At 64.8% G+C, this 24,907-nt stretch carries 23 protein-coding genes; 16 read left to right on the plus strand and 7 right to left on the minus strand.

From position 1 onward, the window contains the following. Positions 1–14 precede the first annotated feature (14 nt). Genes acnA through ASC45_RS09355 form a run of 6 tightly spaced genes read right to left on the minus strand, consistent with a single transcriptional unit; the run spans position 15 to position 7,924 of the window. On the minus strand, positions 15–2,750 hold the full coding sequence (gene acnA, locus ASC45_RS09330; protein ID WP_055450767.1) for an aconitate hydratase AcnA: 2,736 nt from the start codon (positions 2,748–2,750) through the stop codon (positions 15–17). Positions 2,751–2,765: 15 nt separating this feature from the next. Next, positions 2,766–4,217, minus strand: coding sequence for a bifunctional 2-methylcitrate dehydratase/aconitate hydratase (locus ASC45_RS09335; RefSeq protein ID WP_055450768.1), 1,452 nt, complete (start codon positions 4,215–4,217; stop codon positions 2,766–2,768). Positions 4,218–4,224: 7 nt separating this feature from the next. After that, positions 4,225–4,824 (minus strand): hypothetical protein, encoded by a 600-nt coding sequence (locus ASC45_RS09340; RefSeq protein ID WP_245610015.1) that lies wholly within the window; start codon positions 4,822–4,824, stop codon positions 4,225–4,227. A gap of 24 nt (positions 4,825–4,848) precedes the next feature. Next, positions 4,849–6,012, minus strand: a complete 1,164-nt coding sequence (gene prpC / locus ASC45_RS09345; protein ID WP_055450770.1) for a bifunctional 2-methylcitrate synthase/citrate synthase — start codon at positions 6,010–6,012, stop codon at positions 4,849–4,851. Positions 6,013–6,040: 28 nt separating this feature from the next. After that, entirely contained in the window at positions 6,041–6,931 is an 891-nt protein-coding gene (gene prpB / locus ASC45_RS09350; RefSeq protein ID WP_055450771.1) for a methylisocitrate lyase, read from the minus strand. Between the two features lie 6 nt (positions 6,932–6,937). Next, on the minus strand, positions 6,938–7,924 hold the full coding sequence (locus ASC45_RS09355; protein WP_055450772.1) for a malate dehydrogenase: 987 nt from the start codon (positions 7,922–7,924) through the stop codon (positions 6,938–6,940). Between the two features lie 260 nt (positions 7,925–8,184). Between ASC45_RS09355 and ASC45_RS09360 the strand changes: the two genes are divergently transcribed. The 7 genes from ASC45_RS09360 to gltA all read left to right on the plus strand — a co-directional run bounded on the left by ASC45_RS09360 (position 8,185) and on the right by gltA (position 14,187). Continuing rightward, positions 8,185–9,024, plus strand: a complete 840-nt coding sequence (locus tag ASC45_RS09360; protein WP_055450773.1) for a GntR family transcriptional regulator — start codon at positions 8,185–8,187, stop codon at positions 9,022–9,024. Between the two features lie 171 nt (positions 9,025–9,195). Further along, positions 9,196–9,609 (plus strand): succinate dehydrogenase, cytochrome b556 subunit, encoded by a 414-nt coding sequence (sdhC, locus tag ASC45_RS09365; protein ID WP_055450774.1) that lies wholly within the window; start codon positions 9,196–9,198, stop codon positions 9,607–9,609. Position 9,610: 1 nt separating this feature from the next. After that, positions 9,611–9,976, plus strand: coding sequence for a succinate dehydrogenase, hydrophobic membrane anchor protein (sdhD, locus tag ASC45_RS09370; protein WP_055450775.1), 366 nt, complete (start codon positions 9,611–9,613; stop codon positions 9,974–9,976). Between the two features lies 1 nt (position 9,977). Then, positions 9,978–11,741, plus strand: coding sequence for a succinate dehydrogenase flavoprotein subunit (gene sdhA / locus ASC45_RS09375; protein ID WP_055450776.1), 1,764 nt, complete (start codon positions 9,978–9,980; stop codon positions 11,739–11,741). Between the two features lie 51 nt (positions 11,742–11,792). Beyond that, positions 11,793–12,509, plus strand: coding sequence for a succinate dehydrogenase iron-sulfur subunit (locus tag ASC45_RS09380; protein ID WP_055450777.1), 717 nt, complete (start codon positions 11,793–11,795; stop codon positions 12,507–12,509). Between the two features lie 7 nt (positions 12,510–12,516). Beyond that, positions 12,517–12,789: an FAD assembly factor SdhE gene (locus ASC45_RS09385; RefSeq protein WP_055450778.1), complete on the plus strand. Its 273-nt coding sequence runs from the start codon at positions 12,517–12,519 to the stop codon at positions 12,787–12,789. An 84-nt stretch (positions 12,790–12,873) separates the two neighbouring features. Further along, a complete protein-coding gene (gene gltA / locus ASC45_RS09390) occupies positions 12,874–14,187 on the plus strand; it encodes a citrate synthase (protein ID WP_055450779.1) in 1,314 nt (437 codons plus the stop codon). A gap of 81 nt (positions 14,188–14,268) precedes the next feature. Here the strand turns inward: gltA and ASC45_RS09395 are convergent, their stop codons facing one another. Beyond that, entirely contained in the window at positions 14,269–15,111 is an 843-nt protein-coding gene (locus ASC45_RS09395) for a helix-turn-helix transcriptional regulator (RefSeq protein WP_072243032.1), read from the minus strand. Between the two features lie 116 nt (positions 15,112–15,227). Between ASC45_RS09395 and ASC45_RS09400 the strand changes: the two genes are divergently transcribed. The 9 genes from ASC45_RS09400 to ASC45_RS09440 all read left to right on the plus strand — a co-directional run bounded on the left by ASC45_RS09400 (position 15,228) and on the right by ASC45_RS09440 (position 24,901). Continuing rightward, entirely contained in the window at positions 15,228–16,001 is a 774-nt protein-coding gene (locus ASC45_RS09400; protein WP_055450780.1) for a class I SAM-dependent methyltransferase, read from the plus strand. Positions 16,002–16,058: 57 nt separating this feature from the next. Continuing rightward, positions 16,059–17,459, plus strand: coding sequence for a 3-isopropylmalate dehydratase large subunit (leuC, locus tag ASC45_RS09405; protein WP_055450781.1), 1,401 nt, complete (start codon positions 16,059–16,061; stop codon positions 17,457–17,459). Between the two features lie 33 nt (positions 17,460–17,492). Next, positions 17,493–17,630, plus strand: coding sequence for an entericidin A/B family lipoprotein (locus ASC45_RS09410; RefSeq protein ID WP_055450782.1), 138 nt, complete (start codon positions 17,493–17,495; stop codon positions 17,628–17,630). Positions 17,631–17,658: 28 nt separating this feature from the next. Beyond that, positions 17,659–18,306: a 3-isopropylmalate dehydratase small subunit gene (gene leuD, locus ASC45_RS09415; protein ID WP_055450783.1), complete on the plus strand. Its 648-nt coding sequence runs from the start codon at positions 17,659–17,661 to the stop codon at positions 18,304–18,306. 16 nt (positions 18,307–18,322) lie between these two features. Continuing rightward, positions 18,323–19,402: a 3-isopropylmalate dehydrogenase gene (leuB, locus tag ASC45_RS09420; RefSeq protein ID WP_055450784.1), complete on the plus strand. Its 1,080-nt coding sequence runs from the start codon at positions 18,323–18,325 to the stop codon at positions 19,400–19,402. A 37-nt stretch (positions 19,403–19,439) separates the two neighbouring features. Next, on the plus strand, positions 19,440–20,576 hold the full coding sequence (gene asd / locus ASC45_RS09425) for an aspartate-semialdehyde dehydrogenase (RefSeq protein ID WP_055450908.1): 1,137 nt from the start codon (positions 19,440–19,442) through the stop codon (positions 20,574–20,576). 187 nt (positions 20,577–20,763) lie between these two features. Beyond that, positions 20,764–23,430, plus strand: coding sequence for a motility hub landmark protein FimV (locus ASC45_RS09430; RefSeq protein WP_072243029.1), 2,667 nt, complete (start codon positions 20,764–20,766; stop codon positions 23,428–23,430). 34 nt (positions 23,431–23,464) lie between these two features. Further along, complete coding sequence (gene truA / locus ASC45_RS09435) at positions 23,465–24,241, plus strand: tRNA pseudouridine(38-40) synthase TruA (protein WP_055450909.1); 777 nt, start codon at positions 23,465–23,467, stop codon at positions 24,239–24,241. A 6-nt stretch (positions 24,242–24,247) separates the two neighbouring features. Next, positions 24,248–24,901 (plus strand): phosphoribosylanthranilate isomerase, encoded by a 654-nt coding sequence (locus tag ASC45_RS09440; protein WP_055450786.1) that lies wholly within the window; start codon positions 24,248–24,250, stop codon positions 24,899–24,901. Positions 24,902–24,907 lie beyond the last annotated feature (6 nt).

Here is a 24,907-nt window from a genome sequence, read left to right on the forward strand (position 1 = left end):
CTGCCCGCGCGAACTCAGGCCGCCAGCAGTTGGCGCAGCACGAAGGGCAGAATGCCGCCGTGCTGGTAATAGTCGACCTCGATCGGCGTGTCGATGCGCAGCTTGAGTTTGACCTCCTGCTTGCTGCCGTCGGCGCGGGTGATGACGAGCATGGCGTCCTGTTGCGGGCGCAGGCTGTCGCCCAGTTCGATGGCGAAGGTCTCGTCGCCCTTGATGCCCAGCGACTCCCAGGAATCGTTGCCGAGGAACTGCAGCGGCAGCACGCCCATGCCCACCAGGTTGGAGCGGTGGATGCGCTCGAAGCTGCGCGCCACCACGGCCTTTACCCCCAGAAGCTGCGTGCCCTTGGCCGCCCAGTCGCGGCTGGAGCCGGTGCCGTATTCCTCACCGGCGAAGATCACGGTGGGCGTGCCGTCGGCGATGTATTGCATCGCCGCGTCGTAGATGAACATCTTCTTGCCCGAGGGCTGGAAAAGGGTGACGCCGCCTTCCTCGCGCGAGCCGTCGGCGGAAGCCGGGATCATCAGGTTCTTGATGCGCACGTTGGCGAAGGTGCCACGCATCATGACCTCATGATTGCCGCGGCGCGAACCGTAGGAGTTGAAGTCGGCCTTGAGCACGCCGTTGGCCTGCAGCCATTGACCCGCGGGTGAGGAGTCCTTGATCGAGCCCGCGGGCGAAATGTGGTCGGTGGTGATGGAGTCACCGAACAGCGCCAGCGCACGCGCCCCGCGCACATGCAGCGAGGTTGCCGCCGGCTGCATGCCGAAACCGGCGAAGAACGGCGGCTCGGCGATGTACGTGCTCTTGGGCCAGTCGTAAATCTGGCCCTTGACGCCTTCGATCTTCTTCCAGAGCTTGCCCGGATGGGTGGCTACCTGCGCGTAGTTCTCCTTGAACACCTTGGGGTTCATCGCAAACTTCATCAGCTTGGCCACTTCTTCACCCGAGGGCCAGATGTCGCCCAGATAAACGGGTTTGCCGCCCTTGCCGTAGCCCACAGGCTCGGTCATCAGATCGCGGCGCACCGTGCCTGCGATGGCACAGGCCACGACCAGCGGCGGGCTGGCGAGGAAGTTGCCCTTGATGTTCGGGTGAATGCGCGCCTCGAAGTTGCGGTTGCCCGACAGCACGGCGGTGCACACCAGATTGTTGTCCACCACGGTCTTCTCGATCTCGGGCGCCAGCGGACCGGCATTGCCGATGCAGGTGGTGCAGCCGTAGGCGGCGACGTTGAAACCCAGCTTCTCCAGGTAGGGCAGCAGACCGGCCTTCTCCAGGTACTCGGTGACCACGCGCGAGCCCGGAGCCAGCGAGGTCTTGATGTGTTTCTTCACCTTGAGCCCGGCTTCGACGGCTTTCTTTGCCAGAAGACCGGCAGCCAGCAGCACACTGGGGTTGGAGGTGTTGGTGCAAGAGGTGATGGCGGCAATCAGCACGTCGCCATCGGCCAGTTCGATGCCGTCGCTGGTCTTGAAAGTCTTTTGCAGACGGTCAGCAGGCTGGTTGAAGCCGTTTTCGGCGACGGGCTTGGAAAACAGCGATTCGAACTGCGACTTGACGCTGCCGAGTTCGATGCGGTCTTGCGGGCGCTTCGGCCCGGCCAGCGACGGGGCGACGGTGCCCAGATCGAGCGTGAGGGTTTGCGAATAGTCGATCTGCCCGGCCTTGGGCACGCCGAACAGCTTCTGCGCTTTGAAGTAACCCTCGAACAGCTCGATCTCGGCCTTGGTGCGGCCGGTGCCCTTGAAGTAGTCGATGGTTTTGTCGTCCACCGGGAAGAAGCCCATGGTGGCGCCATATTCGGGCGCCATATTGCCGATGGTCGCGCGGTCGGTGACCGACAGGCTGGCGGTGCCTTCGCCGAAGAACTCGACGAACTTGCCCACGACCTTGGCCTTGCGCAGCATTTCGGTGATGGTGAGCACCAGGTCGGTGGCGGTCACGCCGCCGCGCAGCTTGCCCTTGAGCTCCACGCCGACGACGTCGGGGGTGAGGAAGTACACCGGCTGGCCGAGCATGGCGGCTTCCGCCTCGATGCCGCCCACGCCCCAGGCCACCACGCCGATGCCATTGATCATGGTGGTGTGGCTGTCGGTGCCTACCAGGGTGTCGGGATAGGCCACGCCGTCCTTGGTCTTGTGTACGCCACGGGCGAGGTATTCGAGGTTGACCTGGTGCACGATGCCGAAGCCTGGAGGCACGACGCCGAAGGTGTCGAAGGCCTGCATGCCCCATTTCATGAACTGGTAGCGCTCCTGGTTGCGCTTGAACTCGATCTGCATGTTGAGATCGAGCGATTTTTTGCTGCCGTAGTCGTCGATCATGACCGAATGGTCGACCACCAGATCGACCGGCACCAGCGGCTCGATGGCCTTGGGATTCTTGTGCATCTGCCCGGCCGTGCTGCGCATGGCGGCGAGGTCGGCCAGCAGGGGCACGCCGGTGAAGTCTTGCAACACCACGCGGGCGACGACGAAGGGAATCTCCTCGGTGCGGGCGGCGCCGGGCTTCCAGGCGGCGAGCTGCCTGACGTGCTCAGCCGTGACCTTCTTGCCGTCACAGTTGCGCAGCACCGACTCGAGCACGATGCGGATGGACACCGGCAGGCGCGACAGATCGGTGCCCAGCTCTTTCGCGAGTTGGGGCAGGGAGTAGAACTGGGCGGATTTGCCCGAGGCGGTCTTGAAGGTTTTGCGCGTCTTGGCAAAGGCGTGCGCGGGCTTGGCGCTGGCGGCTTGGGCTGGCATGGTGTGCTCCGTGGCTCAGATGACGTAGAGATCGACGTATTCGTTGACCGGCATGGATTCAAGCAAGTTCTGATCCAGTGAGACGTCGAGAATGGCTTTTTGTTGCTTGGCCGGAAAGCGCCGCGCCAGGTTGGTGCGGAACTTGGCTTCGAGCAGCGGAATGCCGTCGGCGCGGCGGCGCTTGTGGCCGATGGGATACTCCACGGCGACCTCGGGCAGCACCGAACCGTCTTTCAGGGTGACGGTCAGGGCGTTGGCGATCGAGCGCTTTTCAGGGTCGTGGTAATCGCGGGTGTACTGCGGGTCTTCGACGCAGGTGATCTTGTCGCGCAGGGCGTCGATGCGCGGGTCGGCGGCGACGGCATCTTCGTAATCGGCGGCCGTCAGGCGGCCGAAGATCAGCGGCACCGCCACCATGTACTGAATACAGTGGTCGCGGTCGGCCGGGTTGTTCAGCGGGCCCTTCTTGTCGATGATGCGGATGCACGCCTCATGGGTGCGGATGGTGATGGAGGCGATGTCTTCGGCGGTCTTGCCCGCCGCCCCCAGTTGCTGGTGCAGGGTCATGGCCGCTTCCACCGCGGTCTGGCTGTGGAACTCGGCCGGGAAGCTGATCTTGAACAGCACGTTTTCCATCACGTAGCTGCCGTAGGGGCGCTGGAACTTGAACGGCTGACCGCGGAAACTCACGTCGTAGAAGCCCCAGGTCTTGGCGCTTAGCACGCTGGGGTAGCCCATTTCGCCGGTCTTGGCGATGAGCGCCAGACGCACGCCGCGGCTGGTGGCGTCGCCGGCGGCCCAGCTCTTGCGGCTGCCCGTGTTGGGGGCGTGACGGTAGGTGCGAAGGCTCTGGCCGTCCACCCACGCCAGCGAGACGGCGTTGATGATCTCGTCGCGCGACAGGCCCAGCATGCGCGCGACCACCGCCGTGGTGGCGACCTTGACCAGCACCACATGATCGAGTCCGACTTTGTTGAAGCTGTTCTCCAGTGCGATCACGCCCTGGATCTCATGCGCCTGAATCATGGCGGTGAGCACGTCGCGCATGGTCAGTGGCGGCTTGCCCGCGGCCACGGCGTTGCGGCTGAGCCAGTCGGCCACGGCGAGGATGCCGCCCAGGTTGTCCGAGGGGTGACCCCATTCGGCGGCCAGCCAGGTGTCGTTGAAGTCCAGCCAGCGGATCATCGCGCCGATGTTGAACGCGGCCTGCACCGGGTCGAGCTGGAACTGCGTGCCCGGCACCTTGGCGCCGTGGGGTACCACGGTGCCCGGCACGATGGGGCCGAGCAGCTTGGTGCAGGCGGGGTACTCCAGCGCTTCCAGTCCGCACCCTAGGGTGTCGATCAGGCAGTTGCGGGCCGTTTGGTAGGCCAGCGAGCTGTCGATATCGGTCTTGAGGACGTAGTCGACGATGTCGACCAGAACCTGGTCAGGGGCGGGGCGGACGTTGGAAATCGCTGAGGACATGGATGGACTATTGGATGGGAACGCAGTCGTCGGCCAATCGCGTCATGTTCTTTTTGTCGAACAGCATGCTCTTGGTCGGAATCTGAATGAGGACGAAGCCAGCCTTGGCGTCGTCGAAGTGGTAGGCGCCGGTGGAGGTGGGTTTGCGCTTGAGGACGTAATGTTTTTTGTTCCAGGTCAGCAGCACGGCTTTGTCATTGGCGCCTTCGACCTTCACGTCCATCGGGATACGGCGATTGCCGCACACCATGCGCCCCTCTTTCAACGCGAAGACCGGATTCACGTCGGGATAGCCGTTTTCGGTGCCCTCAGGGGCGGCAGACGGTTTCAGCAGGGCGGGCGTGGCGGTGGCCGCAGTGGCGACCACGGTGGGCGCGGCGGTAGGCTCAGTGTTTTTTGCCGATGCCGCCGAGCCGGGCTGCTGCGACTTGTCGGCAGAGCTTTGGGCATGAGCCGGAAGGCTCAACATGCAGGACAGGCCCACGAGCCCGGAAAGGACGGACAAGCCGAGAGAGACATTGCGCTTCATATCAGACACTCCACAAACGACGGAACACGGAAAATCCGCTCCGGGCCGGCGAGAGCGAGGTGTCTGGCGCGTGGGCATGATGTGGCTTGCGCGTGACGGGGCTCAGGAACGCTGGGAGAGCGGCACGAACTGCAAATTTTCCGGGCCAGTGTAATTCGCGCTGGGCCGAATGATCTTGTTGTCCTGTCGCTGTTCCACCACATGCGCGCTCCAGCCGCTGGTACGGGAAATCACGAACAGCGGGGTGAACATGGCGGTGGGCACGCCCATGTTCGAATAGCTCACGGCGCTGAACCAGTCGAGATTGGGGAACATCTTTTTCACGTCCCACATCACCGTCTCCAGCCGCTCGGCGATGTCGAACAGGCGCATGTCCTTCTGATCGGCGGACAGCCGCCGGGCGACTTCCTTGATGACCTTGTTGCGCGGATCGGCGATGGTGTAGACCGGATGGCCGAAACCGATCACCACTTCCTTGTTGGCAACCCTGCAGCGGATGTCGGCCTCGGCTTCGTCGGGGCTGGCGTAGCGCCGCTGAATATCGAGCGCCACTTCGTTGGCGCCGCCATGCTTGGGGCCGCGAAGGGCGCCGATGGCCCCGGTGATGGCGCTGAACATATCGCTGCCGGTACCAGCGATGACGCGGGCGGTGAAGGTGGAGGCGTTGAACTCATGCTCGGCATAGAGGATGAGCGAGGTGTGCATCGCCCGCTCCCACAAGGCGCTGGGCTTGTGGCCGTGCAGCAGATGCAGGAAGTGAGCGCCGATGGAGTCGTCATCGGTCTCGACCTCGATGCGGCGCCCGTTGGCGGCGTAGTGCCACCAGTACAGCAGCATCGAGCCCTGGCAGGCCATGAGCTTGTCGGCGATGTCGCGCGCACCGGCCACGTTGTGGTCGTCCTTCTCGGGCATGACGCAGCCCAGCACGGACACGCCGGTGCGCAGCACGTCCATCGGGTGCGCCGAGGGCGGCAGTTGCTCCAGCGCGGTCTTGACGGCCGCAGGCAGGCCGCGCAGGCGGCGCAGCTTGGTCTTGTAGGCCGCGAGCTCGGCGGTGTTGGGCAGCTTGCCGTGGACCAGCAGGTGGGCGACCTCCTCGAACTCGCAGGCCTCGGCCAGGTCGAGGATGTCATAGCCGCGGTAGTGCAGGTCGTTGCCGGTGCGTCCCACCGTGCACAGGGCCGTATTGCCGGCGGTGACGCCGGAGAGGGCCACCGATTTTTTCGGCTTGAAGGTCATGCCGGCGGGCGCTGCGTCATCACTCATGGTCGGTCTCCTCGGTAGGACGTTCGGTTCAGGATGGCTTCTTGCCGGAAAAGATGGCGTCCAGCCGCTGTTCGTAGGCGTGGTAGCCGATGCTCTCGTAAAGTTCGGCGCGGGTCTGCATCAGCGGCACCACCGCCTTTTGTGTGCCCTCGCGCCGCAGGGTTTCATACACTGTCTGCGCTGCCTTGTTCATGGCGCGAAACGCTGAAAGCGGGTAGAGCGCCATGGCCACGCCTGCGCTGCGAAGTTCATCCACGGTGAACAGCGGCGTGGCGCCGAACTCGGTGATGTTGGCCAGCAGCGGCACGCCCACCGCGGCGCCGAATTGGCGGTAGGTGTCGAGATCGAGCGCGGCCTCGGCGAAGATGGCGTCGGCACCGGCTTCAGCACAGGCGCGGGCGCGGGCGATGGCCGCGTCCAGCCCCTCGACGGCGATGGCGTCGGTGCGGGCGATGAGGTAGAAGTCAGGGTCGGTGCGGGCATCGACCGCAGCCTTGATGCGATCGACCATTTCGTCACTGCTGACGATTTCCTTGCCGGGGCGGTGGCCGCAACGCTTGGCGCCGACCTGGTCTTCGATGTGCAGGCCCGCGGCGCCGAATTTGATCAGGCTCTTGACCGTGCGCGCGATGTTGAAGGCGCTCGGGCCGAAGCCGGTATCCACGTCCACCAGCAGGGGCAGGTCGCAGACATCGGTGATGCGGCGCACGTCGGTGAGCACGTCATCGAGGGTGTTGATGCCCAGATCGGGCATGCCCAGCGAGCCAGCGGCCACGCCGCCGCCGGAAAGGTAGATGGCCCTGAAGCCCGCCCGCTGCGCCAGCAGCGCATGGTTGGCGTTGATCGCGCCCACGATCTGCAGCGGGCTCTCCTGCGTCAGGGCAAGGCGCAGCCGCGCGCCAGCGGTCGGGTGGGTCATGGCCGGTCAGAGCAGATGCTGGACGCCGGCCTTCTCTTCTTCGAGTTCGGCCAGGGTCTTGTTGATGCGCTCTTGCGAGAAGGCGTCGATCGGCAGATCGCGCACGAGCTGGTATTCGCCGCCCGCACAGGTGACCGGGAAGCCGAACATGGTCTCGGCCGGAATGCCGTAAGAGCCGTCGGACGGAATGCCCATGCTGACCCAGCGGCCGTTGGTGCCCAGGGCCCAATCGCGCATGTGGTCGATGGCGGCATTGGCTGCCGAAGCTGCGGAACTCAGGCCGCGCGCCTCGATGATGGCCGCACCGCGCTTGCCGACGGTGGGCAGAAATACGTCGCGGTTCCAGACGTCGTCGTTGATGAGATCTTTGACAGATTGGCCGCCGACCGTGGCGAAGCGATAGTCGGCATACATGGTCGGGGAGTGATTGCCCCAAACGCAGACCTTTTCGATCTCGCCCACGGGCTTGCCGGTCTTGGCGGCCAGCTGGCTCAGCGCGCGGTTGTGATCCAAGCGCAGCATGGCGGTGAAGTTTTTCGCGGGAAGATCGGGGGCCGATTTCATCGCGATATAGGCATTGGTGTTGGCCGGATTGCCGACGACCAGGGTCTTGACCGCGCGGCTGGCCACGGCGTTCAGCGCCTTGCCCTGCGCGGTGAAAATCTGCGCGTTGGCCGACAGCAGGTCGCGGCGCTCCATGCCCGGGCCGCGCGGGCGGGCGCCGACCAGCAGGGCGTAGTCCACGTCTTTGAAGGCGGTCATCGGGTCGCCATGCGCGCTCATGTCGGCCAGCAGCGGAAAGGCGCAGTCTTCCAGCTCCATCATCACGCCCTTGAGCGCCTTCTGCGCCTTTTCGTCGGGAATTTCCAGGAGTTGAAGAATCACGGGCTGGTCGGCACCCAGCATCTGGCCGGAGGCGATGCGAAACAGCAGCGCGTAGCCGATCTGGCCTGCGGCGCCGCTGACGGTGACGCGAACGGGGGCTTTGGACATGGGGAAACTCCTGGGTCGATGTTCGGTGGGTGGATGCGCTTTTTGCGAGGCGCCGCTGCTTGTAGGATGAACGGAGGGTGATCGGTCGGGCCGCTCTCGCCGGGGCCAGGATCTTTGCCGTCGGCGGGGTCGGCGGCCTTTGTGCGCCGCAATATGCGAGAAGAGTTTAGGACGGGGTCTCTCTCGCGTCAATCACTCATCTATCTTATATAAGATGTTTTTTATCAAACGCTGGACAAGGCGGTGTGGCCTATGCTGCAATGCACGACATGATGGCTACGCGAGCATCCCCCGATACAGCGTCAGAATTGCAGGCCGCAGGCGCGGCCCATGCGTCGGCCAACCCTTCCGCGAGTCCTTCCGCAAACCCCTCCTTCAGCCCGCTGTATCGGCAGATCAAGGGGCTGATCACCCGCAGTCTTCAGCAGGGCGACTGGAAGCCCGGCGAGCTCATCCCCAGCGAAGCCGATCTGGCGCGGCGCTTCGGGGTCAGCCAGGGCACGGTGCGCAAGGCGGTGGACGAGCTGGCGGCAGAGGGTCTGCTGCTGCGGCGGCAGGGGCGTGGCACCTTCGTCTCCACGCACCATGAAGAGCGGGTGAAATTCCGCTTCCTGCGTCTGGTGCCCGATGCCACCGCTGAGGGCGGGCGCCCCTTGCCGCAGCCCATGGACCGGCAGTTTCTGGAGTGTCGGCGTGTGCGCGCCTCGCAGGAGGTGGCGCGCATGCTGGGGATCAAGACCGGAGAGAGCGTGACGCAGATTCGCCGTCTGCTGCTGCTGGCAGGCGAGCCGGTGGTGTACGAGGACATCTATCTTCCCGGGCCTGCCTTCCGCGCCCTGACGGCCGAGCGCCTCGAGAGCTACCGCGGCCCGCTTTACGCGCTGTTCGAATCCGAATTTGCCACCCGCATGGTGCGGGCCGAGGAGAAGCTTCGCGCGGTGAATGCCGACGCCCAGGAGGCGCAGCTGCTGCGCGTGCGCGAGGGCGAAGCCCTGCTGCTCGTGGAGCGGCTCTCATTCAGTTATGGTGAACTCCCGGCGGAGTACCGCCGCGGGCTTTACAACACCCGACATCATCACTATCGCAACGAGTTGAATTAGCGACGAACGGAAGGGCTGTGATCAGGTAGGAATTTCCGCAGCGACGACCGGAGTGTCGTTTTGCTGCAATGCAATAAACTCAAAATGATTTAAGAATCGTTCAGCTTCCGAGGTCGCCGCCGCAAGAGCGCCCGGGGGTGGCAGAACGACGTTCACAACGAGGACAGCGTCATGACAAAACCTGCTTCGCCACCGGCACGGCCGGTGTTTCGCAATATCCACATCACCCAGATCGTGGGCTACCGCCTGCCGTTGGCGGGTTTCGTGTCCATCCTGCACCGCGTCAGCGGTGCGGTGATGTTCCTGGCGCTGCCGCTCGTGCTCTGGGCGTTCGACGACAGTCTGCGCAGTGCAGACAGCCACGCCGCCATCGCGCAGTTCCTGTCGCACTGGTTCGTCAAGCTCATTCTGCTCGGCCTGTTCTGGGCGCTGATGCATCACCTTGTCGCCGGGCTGAGGCACCTGTGGATGGATGCGTTTCATGCCGTGAGCAAGGCGCAGGGGCTGCAACTGGCCATCATCACCTTCGTGGTGTCGCTCGGTCTGACGGGGCTGTTCGGGCTCAAGCTGCTGGGGGTGTACTGAAATGAACTCCAACAACATCGGCAACAAGCGGCTGGTGGTCGGCGCGCACTACGGTCTGCGCGACTGGATGGCGCAGCGCGTGACCGCCGCGATCATCGCGGTGTTCACCCTGGTGCTGCTGGTCTATTTCCTCGCTCCGGGTCCGCTCGACTATGCCCGCTGGCACGGCCTGTTCGCACAGCAGTGGATGAAGCTGCTGACCTTCGTGACCGTGCTGGCGCTGATCTATCACGTCTGGGTGGGCATGCGCGACATCTGGATGGATTACGTCAAACCGGTGAGCGTGCGCCTGCTGCTGCAGATCGGCACCATTGTGTGGCTATTGGCTTGCGCAGGCTGGGCTTTGCAAGTTTTGTGGAGGGCCTGAAATGCAGGTCGCAAAAAGAAAATTCGATGTGGTGATCGTCGGGGCAGGTGGCTCGGGTATGCGCTGCGCGCTGCAACTGGCGCGAGCCGGGCTGGACGTGGCGGTGCTCTCCAAGGTGTTCCCGACGCGCTCGCACACCGTGGCGGCGCAGGGTGGGGTGGCCGCCTCGCTGGGCAATATGAGCGAGGACGACTGGTACTGGCATATGTTCGACACGGTTAAAGGGTCGGACTATCTCGGCGACCAGGACGCCATCGAGTTCATGTGCCGCGAAGCCAAGAGTGCGGTGTACGAGCTCGAACATTTCGGCATGCCCTTCGACCGCAACCCTGACGGCACCATCTACCAGCGGCCCTTCGGCGGCCATACCGCCAATTTCGGCGAAAAGGCGGTGCAGCGCGCCTGCGCCTCGGCGGACCGCACCGGCCACGCCATGCTGCACACCCTCTATCAACAGAACGTGCAGGCCCGCACCCATTTCTTCGTCGAATGGATGGCGCTCGATCTGATTCGCGATGCCGAGGGCGACGTGCTCGGCGTGGTCGCGCTCGAAATGGAAACGGGCGACGTGACCATCTTCGAGGGCAAGGCCACGGTGCTGGCCACCGGCGGGGCAGGGCGCATCTTCGCCGCATCGACCAATGCCTTCATCAATACCGGCGACGGCCTGGGTATGGCGGCGCGCGCAGGCCTGCCGCTGCAGGACATGGAGTTCTGGCAATTTCACCCCACCGGCGTGGCCGGTGCCGGCGTGCTCATCACCGAGGGCGTGCGCGGCGAGGGCGGCATTCTGCTCAACGCCAATGGCGAGCGCTTCATGGAGCGTTATGCCCCGACTTATAAAGACCTGGCGCCGCGCGATTTCGTCTCGCGTTCGATGGATCAGGAAATCAAGGAAGGACGAGGCGCCGGGCCACGTAAGGACCATGTCCTGCTCAAGCTCGATCACCTGGGCGCCGAGACCATCATGAAGCGCCTGCCGTCGATCCGCGAGATCGCCATTCGCTTCGCCAACGTCGATCCGATCAAGGAGCCCATTCCCGTGGTGCCCACCATTCACTACCAGATGGGCGGCATCCCGGCGAACATCCACAGCCAGGTCGTCATGCCGCAGGGAGACAACCCCGCAGCGGTGGTGGGCGGGCTCTACGCCATTGGCGAGTGCTCCTGCGTGAGCGTGCATGGTGCCAACCGCCTGGGCACCAACTCCCTGCTCGACCTGCTGGTGTTCGGACGCTCGGCGGGTAACCATATCGTGAACAGCGGCGTCCATCAGCGCAGCCACAAACCCCTGCCCAAGGACGCCGCCGACCGCTCGCTGGCGCGTCTGGCCCAGCTCGATGCTTCCACGAGCGGGGAAGGCAGCCATGTGGTGGCCGACGCCATCCGCGCGACCATGCAGACGCATTGCGGCGTGTTCCGCACCGACAAGCTCATGGCCGAAGGCGTGCGGGCCATTGCCGATCTTGCCGGGCAGGTCGATCGCATCCATCTCAAGGACAAGTCCAAGGTGTTCAACACCGCCCGCATCGAGGCGCTGGAGGTCGACAACCTCATCGAGGTCGCCAAGGCCACCATGGTGTCGGCCGAAGCCCGAAAGGAAAGCCGTGGCGCCCACTATCACAATGACCACACCGAGCGCGACGACCAGAACTGGCTCCAGCACACCCTCTGGTGGCGCGATGGCAGCCGCCTGAGCTACAAGCCGGTGCAGCTCAAGCCCCTGACCGTCGAGGCGTTCAAACCCAAGGCACGGACTTTCTGAACTCGTTTCAAACACCCAGCGCCTGGCGACTGCCGGGCAAGAGGAGCGCACATGAGCGATACGCGCAAGATGAAGTTTTCGATTTACCGCTACGACCCTGACAAGGACGCCAAGCCCTACATGCAGGACTACGAGGTGACGCTGCAGCACACCGACAAGATGCTGCTCGACGCCATTCAGCGCATCAAGTGGGAGCTCGATGACTCGCTCTCCATCCGCCGTTCCTGCCGCGAAGGGGTGTGCGGTTCGGATGCGATGAACATCAACGGCAAGAACGGCCTGGCCTGCATCACCAACCTGCTCACTCTCAAGGAGCCGGTGGTGCTCAAACCCTTGCCGGGCCTGCCGGTGATCCGCGACCTGATCGTGGACATGACCCAGTTCTTCAATCAATACCACTCGATCAAGCCTTACCTCGTCAACAACACCCCGCCGCCCGAAAAGGAACGTCTGCAAAGCCCGGCCGAGCGCGACGAGCTCAACGGCCTGTACGAGTGCATTCTGTGCGCGAGCTGTTCCACCTCGTGCCCGAGCTTCTGGTGGAATCCCGACAAGTTTGTCGGCCCTGCGGGTCTGTTGCAGGCCTACCGATTCATCGCCGACAGCCGCGACGAAGCCACCGGCGAGCGGCTGGACAATCTGGAAGACCCTTACCGCCTGTTCCGCTGCCACACCATCATGAACTGCGTGGACGTCTGCCCCAAAGAGCTGAACCCGACGATGGCGATCAGCAAGATCAAGGAGATGATGGTGCGCCGCGCCGTCTGATGCCGCCATGCAGCCCGCGACCGACGCCGCCTCCGCCGCCGAGCTCTCCCGGCTGCGCTGGCGCGCGCGTCGCGGCATGCTGGAGAACGACCTGATCCTGCAGCGCTACTTCGCACAGCGCGAAAAGCCGCTCGACAAGACCGAGGTGGGCGCGCTCAATGCCCTGCTGGCCCTGGACGACAACGCGCTCTTTGACCTGCTCATGCGCCATGATCCCCTTCCCCCGGAGCTTGATCTGCCGCAGGCGCGGGAATTGCTTGCAACCTTGAGGCGCCTGTGAGCCCGGCGCGCTCGTGGTTCGCGTCATTCCGTCCCCGGAGTACGGCTTCGGGAGCCCTACTACACAGTCCCCGGAGAAATGAAAATGACCCAATCCACTGACAAAGCCACCCTGTCGTTCAGCGACGGCACGCCCAGCATCGATCTGCCGATCCACAAGGGCAGCATCGGCCCGGACGTCATCGACATCCGCAAGCTGTATGGCCAGACGGGCAAGTTCACCTATGACCCGGGCTTTCTTTCCACCGCCTCGTGCAGCTCGGCCATCACCTACATCGACGGCGACAAGGGCGAGCTGCTCTATCGCGGCTACCCCATCGAGCAGATTGCGGTGCAGTGCGACTACATGGAGACCTGCTACCTCATTCTGTACGGTGAGCTGCCCAACCAGGAGCAGAAGGCCGCGTTCAAGAAGCGCATCACCCAGCACACCATGGTGCACGAGCAGATGCAGTTCTTCCTGCGTGGCTTCCGCCGCGATGCCCACCCCATGGCCGTGCTCACCGGGCTGGTCGGCGCGATGTCGGCGTTCTACCCCGATTCCATCAACGTCAACGATCCAGCGCAGCGCGACATCTCGGCCATCCGCCTCATCGCCAAGATGCCCACCCTCGTGGCGATGGCCTACAAGTACAACGAAGGCCAGCCCTACATGTACCCGCGCAACGAGTTGAGCTATGCGGGCAACTTCATGCGCATGATGTGGGCCACCCCCTGCGACGACTATGTGCCCAACCCGGTCATCGAGCGCGCGCTCGACCGCATTTTCATCTTGCACGCCGACCACGAGCAGAACGCCTCCACCTCCACGGTGCGGCTGTGCGCCTCCAGCGGCACCAACCCCTTCGCGGCGATTGCCGCCGGCGTGGCCTGCCTGTGGGGGCCGGCGCATGGCGGCGCCAACGAGGCCTGCCTGAACATGCTCGACGACATCCAGGCCCGAGGCGGCGTGGCCAAGATCGGCGAGTTCATCAGCGAGGTGAAGGACAAGAACTCCTCGGTGCGGCTGATGGGCTTCGGCCACCGCGTCTACAAGAACTACGACCCCCGCGCCAAGCTCATGCGGGAAACCTGCCACGAAGTGCTCGATGCCCTCGGCCTGCACGACGACCCGCTGTTCAAGCTGGCGATGACCCTGGAAAAGATCGCCCTGGAAGACGACTACTTCATCCAGCGCAAGCTCTACCCCAACGTCGACTTCTATTCGGGCATCGTGCAGAAGGCCATCGGCGTGCCGGTGTCGCTGTTCACCGCCAACTTCGCGCTGGCGCGCACCGTGGGCTGGATCGCCCAGCTCAACGAAATGCTCACCGACCCCGAGTACAAGATCGGCCGACCGCGCCAGCTCTTCACCGGCTCGGTGCGCCGCGACGTCAAACCCATCGCAGAACGGGGCTGAACCGGAGTTGATTGATCACGACACCGCCATCGATCTGTCTAGACCGCGCACGGCGCGGTCTTTTTTCGACGGTCTCGGCCATCACGCCGTCGTGATCGGCAGCAGCATCACCAGCTTGTAGTCCGGGTGCAGCGCCGCGCGCAGCGTCAGCTGCTCATAGACCAGGCGGCCGTGGCGGGGATGGAGAAAGCCTCTTTCGCCGCCTTCGCGCTCCTGCACGTCGTTGAGTTTCCAGAGCGCGTCGAACTCGGGGCTGCGTGCGCACATCTCGTCGATCAAAGCGCGCAGGGGTGGCGAGTGCAGACGACCGCCGCAATCCGCCCGGAATTCCGCAACCAGGCGCTTGGACCGAACGGGCCAGTTCTCGATCAGCGCCCGGGCCTGGCGATTGAAGAACAGAAAGCGAAACAGATTCGGGGGCTCCGCTGAATCGGCCTCGGTGCCGTCGGCCTGCCAGTCGAGAAACAGATCGGCGGCGGGGGCATTGCCGGCCACCACGTCCCACCGCTGATTCAGCACATAGGCGGGATGCCCCACGGCATGCACGCTGCGCAGCACGACATCGACCGCCTTGGGAGGCGCCATGGGCTCACTGGGGTCGCGCCGCCGGGCCAGCTCGAAGAGGTAGGCGCGTTCGGCCGCGCTGAGTTGCAGCGCCTGGGCCAGTCGTTCCAGCGTCTTGGCCGACGCGGCGACGGAGCGGCCCTGCTCCAGCCAGGTGATCCATGTGGCGCTCACGCCGCAAAGCGAGGCGAGTTCTTCGCGCCGCAAGCCCGGTGCGCGTCGCCTGCCTGTCGATGGCAGCCTGGCGGCGGCAGGCGACAGACGATTGCGATGCAGGCGGATGAACTCGCCGAGAAGGCGCCTGCCCTCGTGCGGGTCGGTGGACGGGGCGGGAGAAGGTGGTGCCGGGGCGGGTTTCACGGTGACAGACTTCAAGGCTGGTGGGTTTTTATACCAGGATATTTATTCATCTTGTACCAGGAAAATAGCCGGGCTATCTTGCGCTCCATCGTCTCAGCATCCGTTCGGATCACTCCATGAAACAGCACGCTTTAGCGGCCCAGCAGTTCGGTACCACCGCCGCCGCCTACCTCACCAGCGCAGTGCATGCCCAGGGGCAGGACCTGCAACGTTTGGGCGCGATGGTGCGCAAGACACCCACCTGCCGTGCGCTCGATGTTGGCTGCGGGGCAGGGCATGCCAGCTTCGCCCTCGCTGCGGCTGGTGCGCAGGTCACCGCACTCGACCTGTCGCCCGACATGCTCGCCATCGTGGCGCAGGAGGCTCAGGCCCGCGGCCTGCAAGGTCTGCAGACGTGCCAGGGGCAGGCCGACGAGCTGCCGTTTGCCGATGCCAGATTCGATCTGGTGGTCACCCGGTTCTCTGCCCACCACTGGCCCGACGTGTCCGCAGCCCTGCGCGAAATGCGCCGGGTCGTCCGCCCCGATGGCGCGCTGATCGTCATCGACGCCGTGGCCCCCGAATCGCCCCTGTGCGACACCCTGCTGCAGACGGTGGAACTGTTGCGCGACGCCTCCCATGTGCGCGACTACCGTGTGTCGGAATGGGTGGCGCTGCTGGAGCAGGCCGGGTTTGCTGCGCCCGATACCGACGTCTGGACGCTGACCATGGACTTCGCCTCATGGGTGGCGCGCATGCGGACACCGGAGCTGCGCGTGCAGGCCATCCGCGACGTGCTGGCCAAGGCGCCGCAGGAGGCGCGGTACGCCATGAATATTCAGGCAGATGGGTCGTTCGATCTGCCTGTGGCGTGGATGCAGACTCACGCAGGCTCGAAGCGCGCCAACTAAAATCAACCTTTCACGACAAGTTCTGCGCGCCCGATGCGCCAGACGCAGGAGATATCAATGGGCCGTTCGCTGTACGACAAATTATGGGACGAGCATGTGGTGCGAACCGAGGATGACGGTACCGCGCTGCTCTACATCGACCGCCATCTGGTGCACGAAGTCACCAGCCCGCAGGCCTTCGAGGGTCTGCAACTCGCGGGCCGCAAGGTCTGGCGGGTGAGCGCCAATCTGGCCGTGGCCGATCACAACGTGCCCACGACCGACCGGGCCGAGGGCATTGCCGATCCGATATCAAAGCTGCAGGTCGATACGCTCGACGCCAACTGCGCCGCCAACGGCATCACCGAATTCCGCATGAACGACCGCCGCCAGGGCATCGTCCATGTCATCGGCCCCGAACAGGGCGCCACCCTGCCGGGCATGACGGTGGTTTGCGGCGATTCGCACACCAGCACGCACGGCGCCTTCGGGGCGCTGGCCTTCGGCATCGGCACCAGTGAAGTCGAGCATGTGCTGGCCACCCAAACCCTGCTGGCGCCCAAGATGAAGAACATGCTGGTGCGTGTGGACGGTGCCCTGCCCGTGGGCTGCCGCGCGAAGGACATCGCGCTGGCCGTCATCGGCAAGATCGGCACCGCAGGCGGCACGGGCTACACCATCGAGTTCGCGGGCAGCACCATCGCCGCCCTCAGCATGGAAGGCCGCATGACCCTGTGCAATATGGCCATCGAAGCCGGGGCGCGTGCGGGGCTTGTGGCGGTGGATGACACCACGATCAACTATGTGCGAGGTCGCCCCTTCGCGCCCACCGGCGTGGCCTGGGACATGGCGGTGCAATACTGGCGCGGCCTGCACTCCGACGCCGATGCGACCTTCGACCGCGTGGTCACCCTCGACGCCCGCGAACTGGTGCCGCAGGTCACCTGGGGCACGTCGCCGGAAATGGTGCTGCCCATCGACGGCCGCGTGCCCGATCCCGACAAGGAAAAAGACGCCAACAAACGCTCGGCGATGGAGCGTGCGCTCACCTACATGGGCCTGGAGCCGAACAAGGCGGTGACCGACATCCGCATCGACAAGGTGTTCATCGGCTCCTGCACCAATTCGCGCATCGAAGACCTGCGCGATGCCGCCCAGGTGGTCGCGGGGCGACAAATCGCGGCGAATGTGCGGCAGGCGCTGGTGGTGCCCGGCTCAGGATTGGTCAAGGCGCAGGCCGAAGCCGAGGGGCTGGACAAGATTTTCAAGGCCGCGGGCTTTGAGTGGCGCGAGCCCGGCTGCTCCATGTGTCTGGCGATGAACGCCGACCGGCTGGAGCCCGGCGAACGCTGCGCCTCCACCTCCAACCGCAACTTCGAAGGGCGGCAGGGGGCGGGCGGGCGTACCCATCTGGTCAGCCCGGCCATGGCAGCGGCCGCGGCCATCGCCGGGCATTTTGTCGACGTGCGCAAACTCTGACGAATCATCCCGTCCCTTTTTCAGGAGATCACCATGAAACCTCTGCTGTCCCTTCTTCTGCTTGCCGCCACACTGCTCTCCCTGACCGCCTGCAATACCGTGGCGGGAATGGGCCAGGACCTCAAGGCGGGCGGCCAGGCCATCACCAACGCGGCCGACAAGTCGAAATAACAACCCCGCGGTTGCGCGGCAACACACCATGGAAAAATTCGTCGTCCACAAGGGACTGGTCGCGCCGATGGATCGCGACAACGTCGACACAGACGCCATCATCCCGAAGCAGTTCCTCAAGTCGATCCGCCGCAGCGGCTTTGGCCCCAATCTGTTCGACGAGTGGCGCTACCTCGACCACGGCGAGCCGGGGCAGGATCCGGCCACGCGCCGGCCCAACCCCGACTTCGCGCTCAACCAGCCGCGCTACGCGGGCGCCAGCATCCTGCTTGCGCGCGACAACTTCGGCTGCGGTTCGTCCCGCGAGCACGCGCCCTGGGCCTTGCAGCAATACGGCTTTCGCGCCCTGATCGCCAGCAGCTACGCCGACATCTTCTACAACAACTGCTTCAAGAACGGCCTGTTGCCTATTGTTCTGCCCAAGTCGCAGGTGGCCCGGCTGTTCGACGAGCTTTACGGCTTCGTCGGCTACTCGCTCACCATCGACCTGCCGCGGCAGGTGGTGGTCAAGCCCGATGGCAGCGAGCTGGCCTTCGAGGTCGGCGAGTTCCGCAAGCATTGTCTGATCAACGGCCTCGACGACATCGGCCTGACCCTCGGCCACGCGCAGGAGATACGCGCCTATGAAGCCGAGCGTCTGGCGCGCATGCCCTGGCTCGACAATCGCATCCTTTGAACCTCATCCTTAGCTCATGAACATTGCCGTATTGCCCGGAGACGGAATCGGGCCCGAAATCATTGCCGAAGCCGTCAAGGTGCTCCAGCGCATTGCGCAGGACGGGTTCGACTTCACCTTCGAAACCGCTCCGGTAGGCGGCGCGGCCTATGCCGCCAGCGGCCACCCGCTGCCCGAGGCCACGCTCAACCTGGCCAAGGCGGCCGACGCCGTGCTGTTCGGCGCCGTGGGCGACTGGAAGTACGACACGCTCGAACGGCACCTTCGCCCCGAGCAGGCCATTCTGGGCCTGCGCAAGAACCTGGGGCTGTTCGCCAATCTGCGCCCGGCCATCCTCTACGCCGAACTGGCCGATGCTTCCAGCCTGAAGCCCGAAGTGGTGTCCGGCCTGGACATTCTCATCGTGCGCGAACTGACCGGCGACATCTACTTCGGCCAGCCCCGCGGCCGACGCACCGCGCCTGACGGCGCCTTCGCCGGCCAGCCCGAGGCCTTCGACACCATGCGCTACAGCCGCCCGGAGATCGAGCGCATCGCCCATGTCGCCTTCAAGGCGGCGCAGGGCCGCAACAAGCGCCTGACCAGCGTGGACAAGGCCAATGTGCTGGAGACCTTCCAGTTCTGGAAAGACGTCGTCACCGAAGTGGGCCAGCAATACCCTGATGTGCAGCTCGACCACATGTATGTGGACAACGCCGCGATGCAGCTCGTCAAGGCGCCGAAGAAATTCGACGTCATCGTCACCGGCAATATGTTCGGCGACATCCTCAGCGACGAGGCGTCGATGCTCACCGGCTCCATCGGCATGCTGCCTTCGGCCTCTCTGAACGAAAAAGGGCAGGGGCTGTACGAGCCCAGCCACGGCAGCGCGCCCGACATCGCCGGGCAGGGCATCGCCAATCCGCTAGCGACGATTCTCAGCGCGGCCATGATGTTGCGGCATTCGCTCGGCCTGCCCGAACAGGCCGACCGCATCGAGGCCGCCGTGCAGAAGGCGCTGGCGCAGGGCTTGCGCACGCCCGACATCCATGCCCCCGGCACGCAGAAGGTCAGCACGGCGCAGATGGGCGATGCGGTGGTGGCCGCGCTAGGCTGAAGGCATATTTAAAAGACAACGATCAACGGAACGGATGATGGCAACGACTTTGGTGGGTTTGGTGGGCTGGCGCGGCATGGTGGGCTCGGTGCTCATGCAACGCATGCGCGAAGAGGGCGATTTCGACCTGATCGAGCCGGTTTTTTTCAGCACCAGCAACGCCGGCGGCAAGGCCCCGGCTGAGGCCAAAAGCGAAACCGTGCTGCGCGACGCGCACGATCTGGAACAGCTTCGCCGCTGCGACATCATCATCACCGCGCAGGGGGGCGACTACACCACGGCGGTCTTCGACAAGCTGCGCGCCTCCGGCTGGAAGGGTCACTGGATCGATGCCGCCTCCACCCTGCGCATGCGCGACGACTGCGTCATCATCCTCGATCCGGTCAACCGTCCCGTGATCGACGCCGCTCTGGACAAAGGCGGCACCAACTGGATCGGCGGCAACTGCACGGTGAGCTGCATGCTCATGGGCGTGGGCGCGCTCTTCAAGGCAGGCCTGGTGGAGTGGATGACCAGCATGACCTACCAGGCCGCATCGGGTGGCGGCGCTCAGCACATGCGCGAATTGCTCACCCAGTTCGGCACCCTCAACGCCGCCGTCAAGCCGCTGCTCGACGATCCGGCATCCGCCATCCTGGCGATCGACCGCGACGTGCTGACCACGCAAAAGGAGCTCGATGCCGCGCAGACCCAGCACTTCGGCGTGCCGCTGGCCGGCAGCCTGATTCCCTGGATCGACAAGGACCTGGGCAACGGCGTCTCGCGCGAGGAGTGGAAGGGCGGGGCGGAAACCAACAAGATTCTCGGCCAGGGCGCGGGCTTCGGCTCGCCCGCTGTGCCGGTGGACGGCTTCTGCGTGCGCATCGGCGCCATGCGCTGCCACAGTCAGGCGCTGACCTTCAAGCTGAAGAAAGACGTGCCGCTCGACGAGGTCGAAGACATGATCGCCGCCGACAACGCCTGGGTGCGGGTGGTGCCGAACGAGCGCGAGGCGACGATGCAGCAACTCACCCCCGTGGCCGTAACCGGCACCCTGCAGATTCCGGTGGGGCGGCTGCGCAAAATGGGCATGGGGCCGGAGTATCTGGGCGCGTTCACCGTGGGCGATCAACTGCTCTGGGGTGCGGCCGAGCCGCTGCGCCGCATGTTGCGCATCTTGCTCGAGCGTCGTTGAGCCCGGGCCTTCCGGCGCCGCGGAAATCGCCGGAATGCCACAGTTACGAGGCTTGCGACGGCATGTCTGCGCGCCTCAACTTGTCAGCCTAATTTGTTGATGATATGGTGAAATTTGACGCGATTCATCTCTGCAAGCGCAGGAGAATGGCGCATCCGACATCATCAAAAATTGGGGGGCAGCCCACATGCTGCGACAGAACACTCGACGTCTGGCCCTGGCCATCGCCTTGGGCGCCACTGCCGGCCAGGCTTACGCTTTCGGCCTTGGGGGGATCAAGGTGCAATCGGCCTTGGGCCAACCCCTGCGCGCGGAAATCGACATCACCCAGATCAGCGCGGATGAAGCGTCCTCGCTGAAAGTCGGCGTCGCGTCGCCCGATGCCTTTCAGGCCGCGAAGCTCCACTACAGCGCCGCAGTGGCCGGCGTGCAGGTCAAGCTCGAGCGCAGTCCCGATGGGCGCGCCTATCTGCGACTGACCTCCAGCAGTCCGATCAACGAGCCTTTTCTCGACCTGCTGATTCGCGCCCAGTGGGCCAACGGCCAGTTGAGCCGCGATTACACCCTGCTGCTCGATCCACCCAATTTCCGGGCAGCGCCCAGCCCGGCCCAGGTGCCGGTCCAGACCGCAACCCCGGCGTCGGCCATGCCTGCGCCGTCGGCGGCGGCCACCCCGCCCGCCATGACGGCGCCCGCCTTGCAAGCCGCGCCCACGCCGTCGCAAAAGACGCCCGCGCAGGCTGCGACGAAGAAGCCCGAAGCCAGGCCTGCGGCGACCTCGGGTGAGTATGTGGTCAAGCGCGGCGACACGCTGAGCAAGATTGCCAACGCTTCTGGCGTGCAGACCGTCTCGCTCGATCAGATGCTCACGGCGATCTATCGGGCCAATCAATCGGCCTTCATCGATGGCAACATCAATCTGCTGAAGTCGGGCGCGGTGCTGCAAATGCCCACGGCCGAGCAGGCCCAGAGCATCGCCCAGCCCGAAGCGCGTCGCTTCGTTCTGGCGCAGAGCCAGAGTTTCAACGCCTACCGTCGCCGCCTGGCCGAGATGAGCGGCCAGGCCAAGCCCCAGACCGCCCAATCGCAGCGAGAGGCCACGGGCAAGGTGCAGGCACAGGTTCAAGAGCCTGCATCGGCCGGCGCGCAACCCGAGAGCAAGCTCAAGCTGAGCAAGGCCGAAGTTGCCGGACAGAAAACAACCGACAAGGCGCAGCAGATCGCCGACGCCAAGCAGGCCGCGCTGGACGAACAGAAGATCAAGCAGCTGCAAAAGAATGTCGACGAGCTCAAGGCCTTGTCCCAGCAGGCGCAAACGGTCGCCGCAGCCAAGCCCCAGGCTGCAGCACCTGCGACCCCCGCAGCTACCGTCGCCAGCAAGGCCGCCGAGGCCGTGACCGTGCCGGTCAAGAGTCCTCTGCCCGCTTCAACGCCGAAACCAGCGGTGGCCCCGAGCGCGGCTGCGGCGACCGCTTCGGCCGCCAAACCGGCAGGTTCGACGCCCCACACCGCTTCCGAGCCCCACGCCGCATCGGCTGCCACAACGGCATCCGCACCCGCTCCAGTGATGAAGCTCGCAGCGCCCAAGGTCAGCAAGCCCACGGCCCCGCCGGAGCAAGAGGGCTTCCTCAGCAGTCTCCTGGCCAACCCTCTGCTCCTGCCTGCCGGGGGTGGGCTGGTGGTGCTGTTGTTGCTGCTGGCCTGGCTGGCGCAGCGCAAGAAGGCTGCGAAGTCCCAGCGTGACGTTTCGGTGTTCGACAGCCGCATGAGCGTGGCCGACAGCTTCTTCGGCGGCACCGGTGGCGAACGGGTAGATACCCGCAACGGCAACATGAGTTCCACCTTCTCTTCCAGCCAGCTCGACACCAACGATGTCGATCCGGTGGCCGAGGCCGACGTGTATCTGGCCTACGGCCGCGATTTGCAGGCCGAGGAGATTCTCAAGGAAGCCGTCAAGGCCAACCCGGATCGTCTGGCCGCGCGTCTCAAATTGCTCGAGATCTACGCCAAGCGCAAGGATTCGCGTTCCTTCGAGGTCGGCGCCGCCGAGTTGTTCGCGCTGACCCAGGGTGTGGGCGAAGACTGGAAGCGCGCGCAGGATCTGGGCCGCAGCCTCGACCCCGTCAACCCGCTCTATCACAACACGGTGCTGCCGAGCACGCTGGGCCAGCCCTCGACCATGCCGCAGACCGAATTTCCCGTGGCTACGCCGACGGCGCTGGCGGCATTGACGCCGCAGACCCTGCCCAGCACCGAGATGCTGTCCGCCGTGGAAACGTCCGCGTCCAAGACTGCCCTGCCCGAGCATCTGGATCTCGATCTGAGTCTGCCCATGGGCGAGCCCGCACCGGCTGGTGCACCGGCAAGCGCACCGGCGCCGCAGGCCACGGCCCCTCTGCCCGAGATCGAGATTCCCGCTGCACCCACTTCGGTTACGTCCAAATCCGCCGAGCCGACCAAGTCGGCGGACGCCGACTTTCTGATGTCGGGCGGTCTCGATTTCAATGTGCCGTCCGACTTTGGTGCGCCCGCTTCGACCCTGGCGGCGGCAGAAGAGGCCAAGCCGACGCCGTCTTCCGGTCACGACGGCGGCCTCGATTTCGACCTCAGCAGCATTTCCCTGCAGGACAACGAGGCCAAGGCCTACGCCGAGCCACAAACCGAACCGCCCAAGCTGGAGCCGCAATTCAGCGAGTCCAGGCCCTCGCTTGACCTGCGCCTGGAACTGGCGGCCGAGAGCATGGCCATCGGGGATACCGAGTCGGCGCGCAATCTCTTGAGCGAAGTCATCGCCGAAGGTGACCCGCAACTCAAGCAGCGCGCGCAGGACATGCTGGACAAGATTGGCCGCTGAAGTTGCGAGGTCTCAGACCCAGAGCCGCGTGGCGCTGGGCCTGAGCTACAGCGGGACGTCGTATTGCGGCTGGCAGAGCCAGCCCGGCGGTTGCGGCGTGCAGGATCACCTCGAGCGAGCGCTCGGCCAGTTTCTCGGCAGCGCGCCGCCGCGCACGGCCTGCGCCGGACGCACCGATGCACGGGTGCATGCGCTCGGGCAGGTGGTGCATTTCGACTCGCCCCTGCAACGCGAGGCGCAATCGTGGGTGCGCGGTGTCAACGCCTTCCTGCCCAGGGACATGGCCGTGCAATGGGCCAGAACGGGTCTTTCACCGGCCTTCGATGCGCGTCGCAGCGCTTTTCAGCGGCGTTACCGCTACGTCTTGCGCCACCACCCCGTGCGCCCTGCGCTCGATGAAGGGCGCGTCGGCTGGACGCACCGGCCGCTGGATCTCGACCGCCTGCGAGCCGCCGCACAGACGCTGCTGGGCGAACATGATTTCAGCGCTTTCCGTTCCAGCGAATGTCAGGCGCGCAGCCCAGTCAAGACCCTGCATGCGATCGACATCGAGCGTCATGGCGACTATGTGGTGTTCGATCTGCGCGCCAACGCCTTTTTGCACCACATGGTGCGCAACATCGTGGGCAGCCTGCTGGCCGTGGGCAATGGCTCCAAGTCGCTGAGCTGGCTTGCCGATGTGCTCGCCAGCCGCGACCGGCGGCTGGCCGCGCCGACCTTCATGCCCGATGGCCTCTATTTCCTCGGGCCGGATTACCCGGCAGAATTTGGCCTTCCATCGCCGCCTGACCACATTGGTCTGCTCTTCTGATCGCCCATGTCCGACACGCCTTCTTCGTCACCCGCGCATGCGCGGACTCGCATCAAGATCTGCGGCATCACTCGGGTTCAGGACGCCCAGGACGCTGCGCGCTTTGGCGCCGATGCCATCGGCCTGGTGTTCTATCCGCCCAGCGCGCGTCATGTCAGCGTGGCGCAGGCGCGGGAGATCGCGCTTACCGTGCCTCCCTTCGTGTCGGTCGTCACGCTGTTCGTGAATGCCGCACCGGACTTTGTCGAACAAGTGATCGATCAGGTGCGGCCCGCGCTGCTGCAGTTCCACGGCGATGAAACGCCCGAAGACTGTACCCGCTATGGCCATCCCTACATTCGCGCTGCGCGCATGCGCGAGGGGCTGGATTTGTTAGACTTCGCCTCTCGTTTTTCCACATCCCAGGCCCTCGTTATGGACGCCGATCAGCCCGGATACGGGGGTGGGGGAGAGGTCTTCGATTGGTCACGCATTCCTGCAAACGTCGCGCATCCCCTCGTTTTGTCTGGTGGGTTGCATGCTGCAAATGTGACGCATGCCATCCGGCAACTGCGTCCTTGGGCCGTTGACGTCAGTTCCGGCGTCGAGGCGTCCAAGGGCATCAAAAGCGCGCAGCGCATCGCCGAATTCATCGCCGCGGTTCGCGCTGCAGACCAGTAGATCCCA

The organism is Thiomonas bhubaneswarensis (assembly GCF_001418255.1).
GTDB lineage: Bacteria > Pseudomonadota > Gammaproteobacteria > Burkholderiales > Burkholderiaceae_C > Thiomonas > Thiomonas bhubaneswarensis.

What these genes read in the sequence shown, in the direction of transcription:
- acnA (WP_055450767.1), bottom strand. Translation starts at nt 2,750, where the DNA reads ATGCCAGCCCAAGCCGCCAGCGCCAAGCCCGCGCACGCCTTTGCCAAG.
- ASC45_RS09335 (WP_055450768.1), bottom strand. Translation starts at nt 4,217, where the DNA reads ATGTCCTCAGCGATTTCCAACGTCCGCCCCGCCCCTGACCAGGTTCTG.
- ASC45_RS09340 (WP_245610015.1), bottom strand. Translation starts at nt 4,824, where the DNA reads ATGCCCACGCGCCAGACACCTCGCTCTCGCCGGCCCGGAGCGGATTTT.
- prpC (WP_055450770.1), bottom strand. Translation starts at nt 6,012, where the DNA reads ATGAGTGATGACGCAGCGCCCGCCGGCATGACCTTCAAGCCGAAAAAA.
- prpB (WP_055450771.1), bottom strand. Translation starts at nt 6,931, where the DNA reads ATGACCCACCCGACCGCTGGCGCGCGGCTGCGCCTTGCCCTGACGCAG.
- ASC45_RS09355 (WP_055450772.1), bottom strand. Translation starts at nt 7,924, where the DNA reads ATGTCCAAAGCCCCCGTTCGCGTCACCGTCAGCGGCGCCGCAGGCCAG.
- ASC45_RS09360 (WP_055450773.1), top strand. Translation starts at nt 8,185, where the DNA reads ATGCACGACATGATGGCTACGCGAGCATCCCCCGATACAGCGTCAGAA.
- sdhC (WP_055450774.1), top strand. Translation starts at nt 9,196, where the DNA reads ATGACAAAACCTGCTTCGCCACCGGCACGGCCGGTGTTTCGCAATATC.
- sdhD (WP_055450775.1), top strand. Translation starts at nt 9,611, where the DNA reads ATGAACTCCAACAACATCGGCAACAAGCGGCTGGTGGTCGGCGCGCAC.
- sdhA (WP_055450776.1), top strand. Translation starts at nt 9,978, where the DNA reads ATGCAGGTCGCAAAAAGAAAATTCGATGTGGTGATCGTCGGGGCAGGT.
- ASC45_RS09380 (WP_055450777.1), top strand. Translation starts at nt 11,793, where the DNA reads ATGAGCGATACGCGCAAGATGAAGTTTTCGATTTACCGCTACGACCCT.
- ASC45_RS09385 (WP_055450778.1), top strand. Translation starts at nt 12,517, where the DNA reads ATGCAGCCCGCGACCGACGCCGCCTCCGCCGCCGAGCTCTCCCGGCTG.
- gltA (WP_055450779.1), top strand. Translation starts at nt 12,874, where the DNA reads ATGACCCAATCCACTGACAAAGCCACCCTGTCGTTCAGCGACGGCACG.
- ASC45_RS09400 (WP_055450780.1), top strand. Translation starts at nt 15,228, where the DNA reads ATGAAACAGCACGCTTTAGCGGCCCAGCAGTTCGGTACCACCGCCGCC.
- leuC (WP_055450781.1), top strand. Translation starts at nt 16,059, where the DNA reads ATGGGCCGTTCGCTGTACGACAAATTATGGGACGAGCATGTGGTGCGA.
- ASC45_RS09410 (WP_055450782.1), top strand. Translation starts at nt 17,493, where the DNA reads ATGAAACCTCTGCTGTCCCTTCTTCTGCTTGCCGCCACACTGCTCTCC.
- leuD (WP_055450783.1), top strand. Translation starts at nt 17,659, where the DNA reads ATGGAAAAATTCGTCGTCCACAAGGGACTGGTCGCGCCGATGGATCGC.
- leuB (WP_055450784.1), top strand. Translation starts at nt 18,323, where the DNA reads ATGAACATTGCCGTATTGCCCGGAGACGGAATCGGGCCCGAAATCATT.
- asd (WP_055450908.1), top strand. Translation starts at nt 19,440, where the DNA reads ATGGCAACGACTTTGGTGGGTTTGGTGGGCTGGCGCGGCATGGTGGGC.
- ASC45_RS09430 (WP_072243029.1), top strand. Translation starts at nt 20,764, where the DNA reads ATGCTGCGACAGAACACTCGACGTCTGGCCCTGGCCATCGCCTTGGGC.
- ASC45_RS09440 (WP_055450786.1), top strand. Translation starts at nt 24,248, where the DNA reads ATGTCCGACACGCCTTCTTCGTCACCCGCGCATGCGCGGACTCGCATC.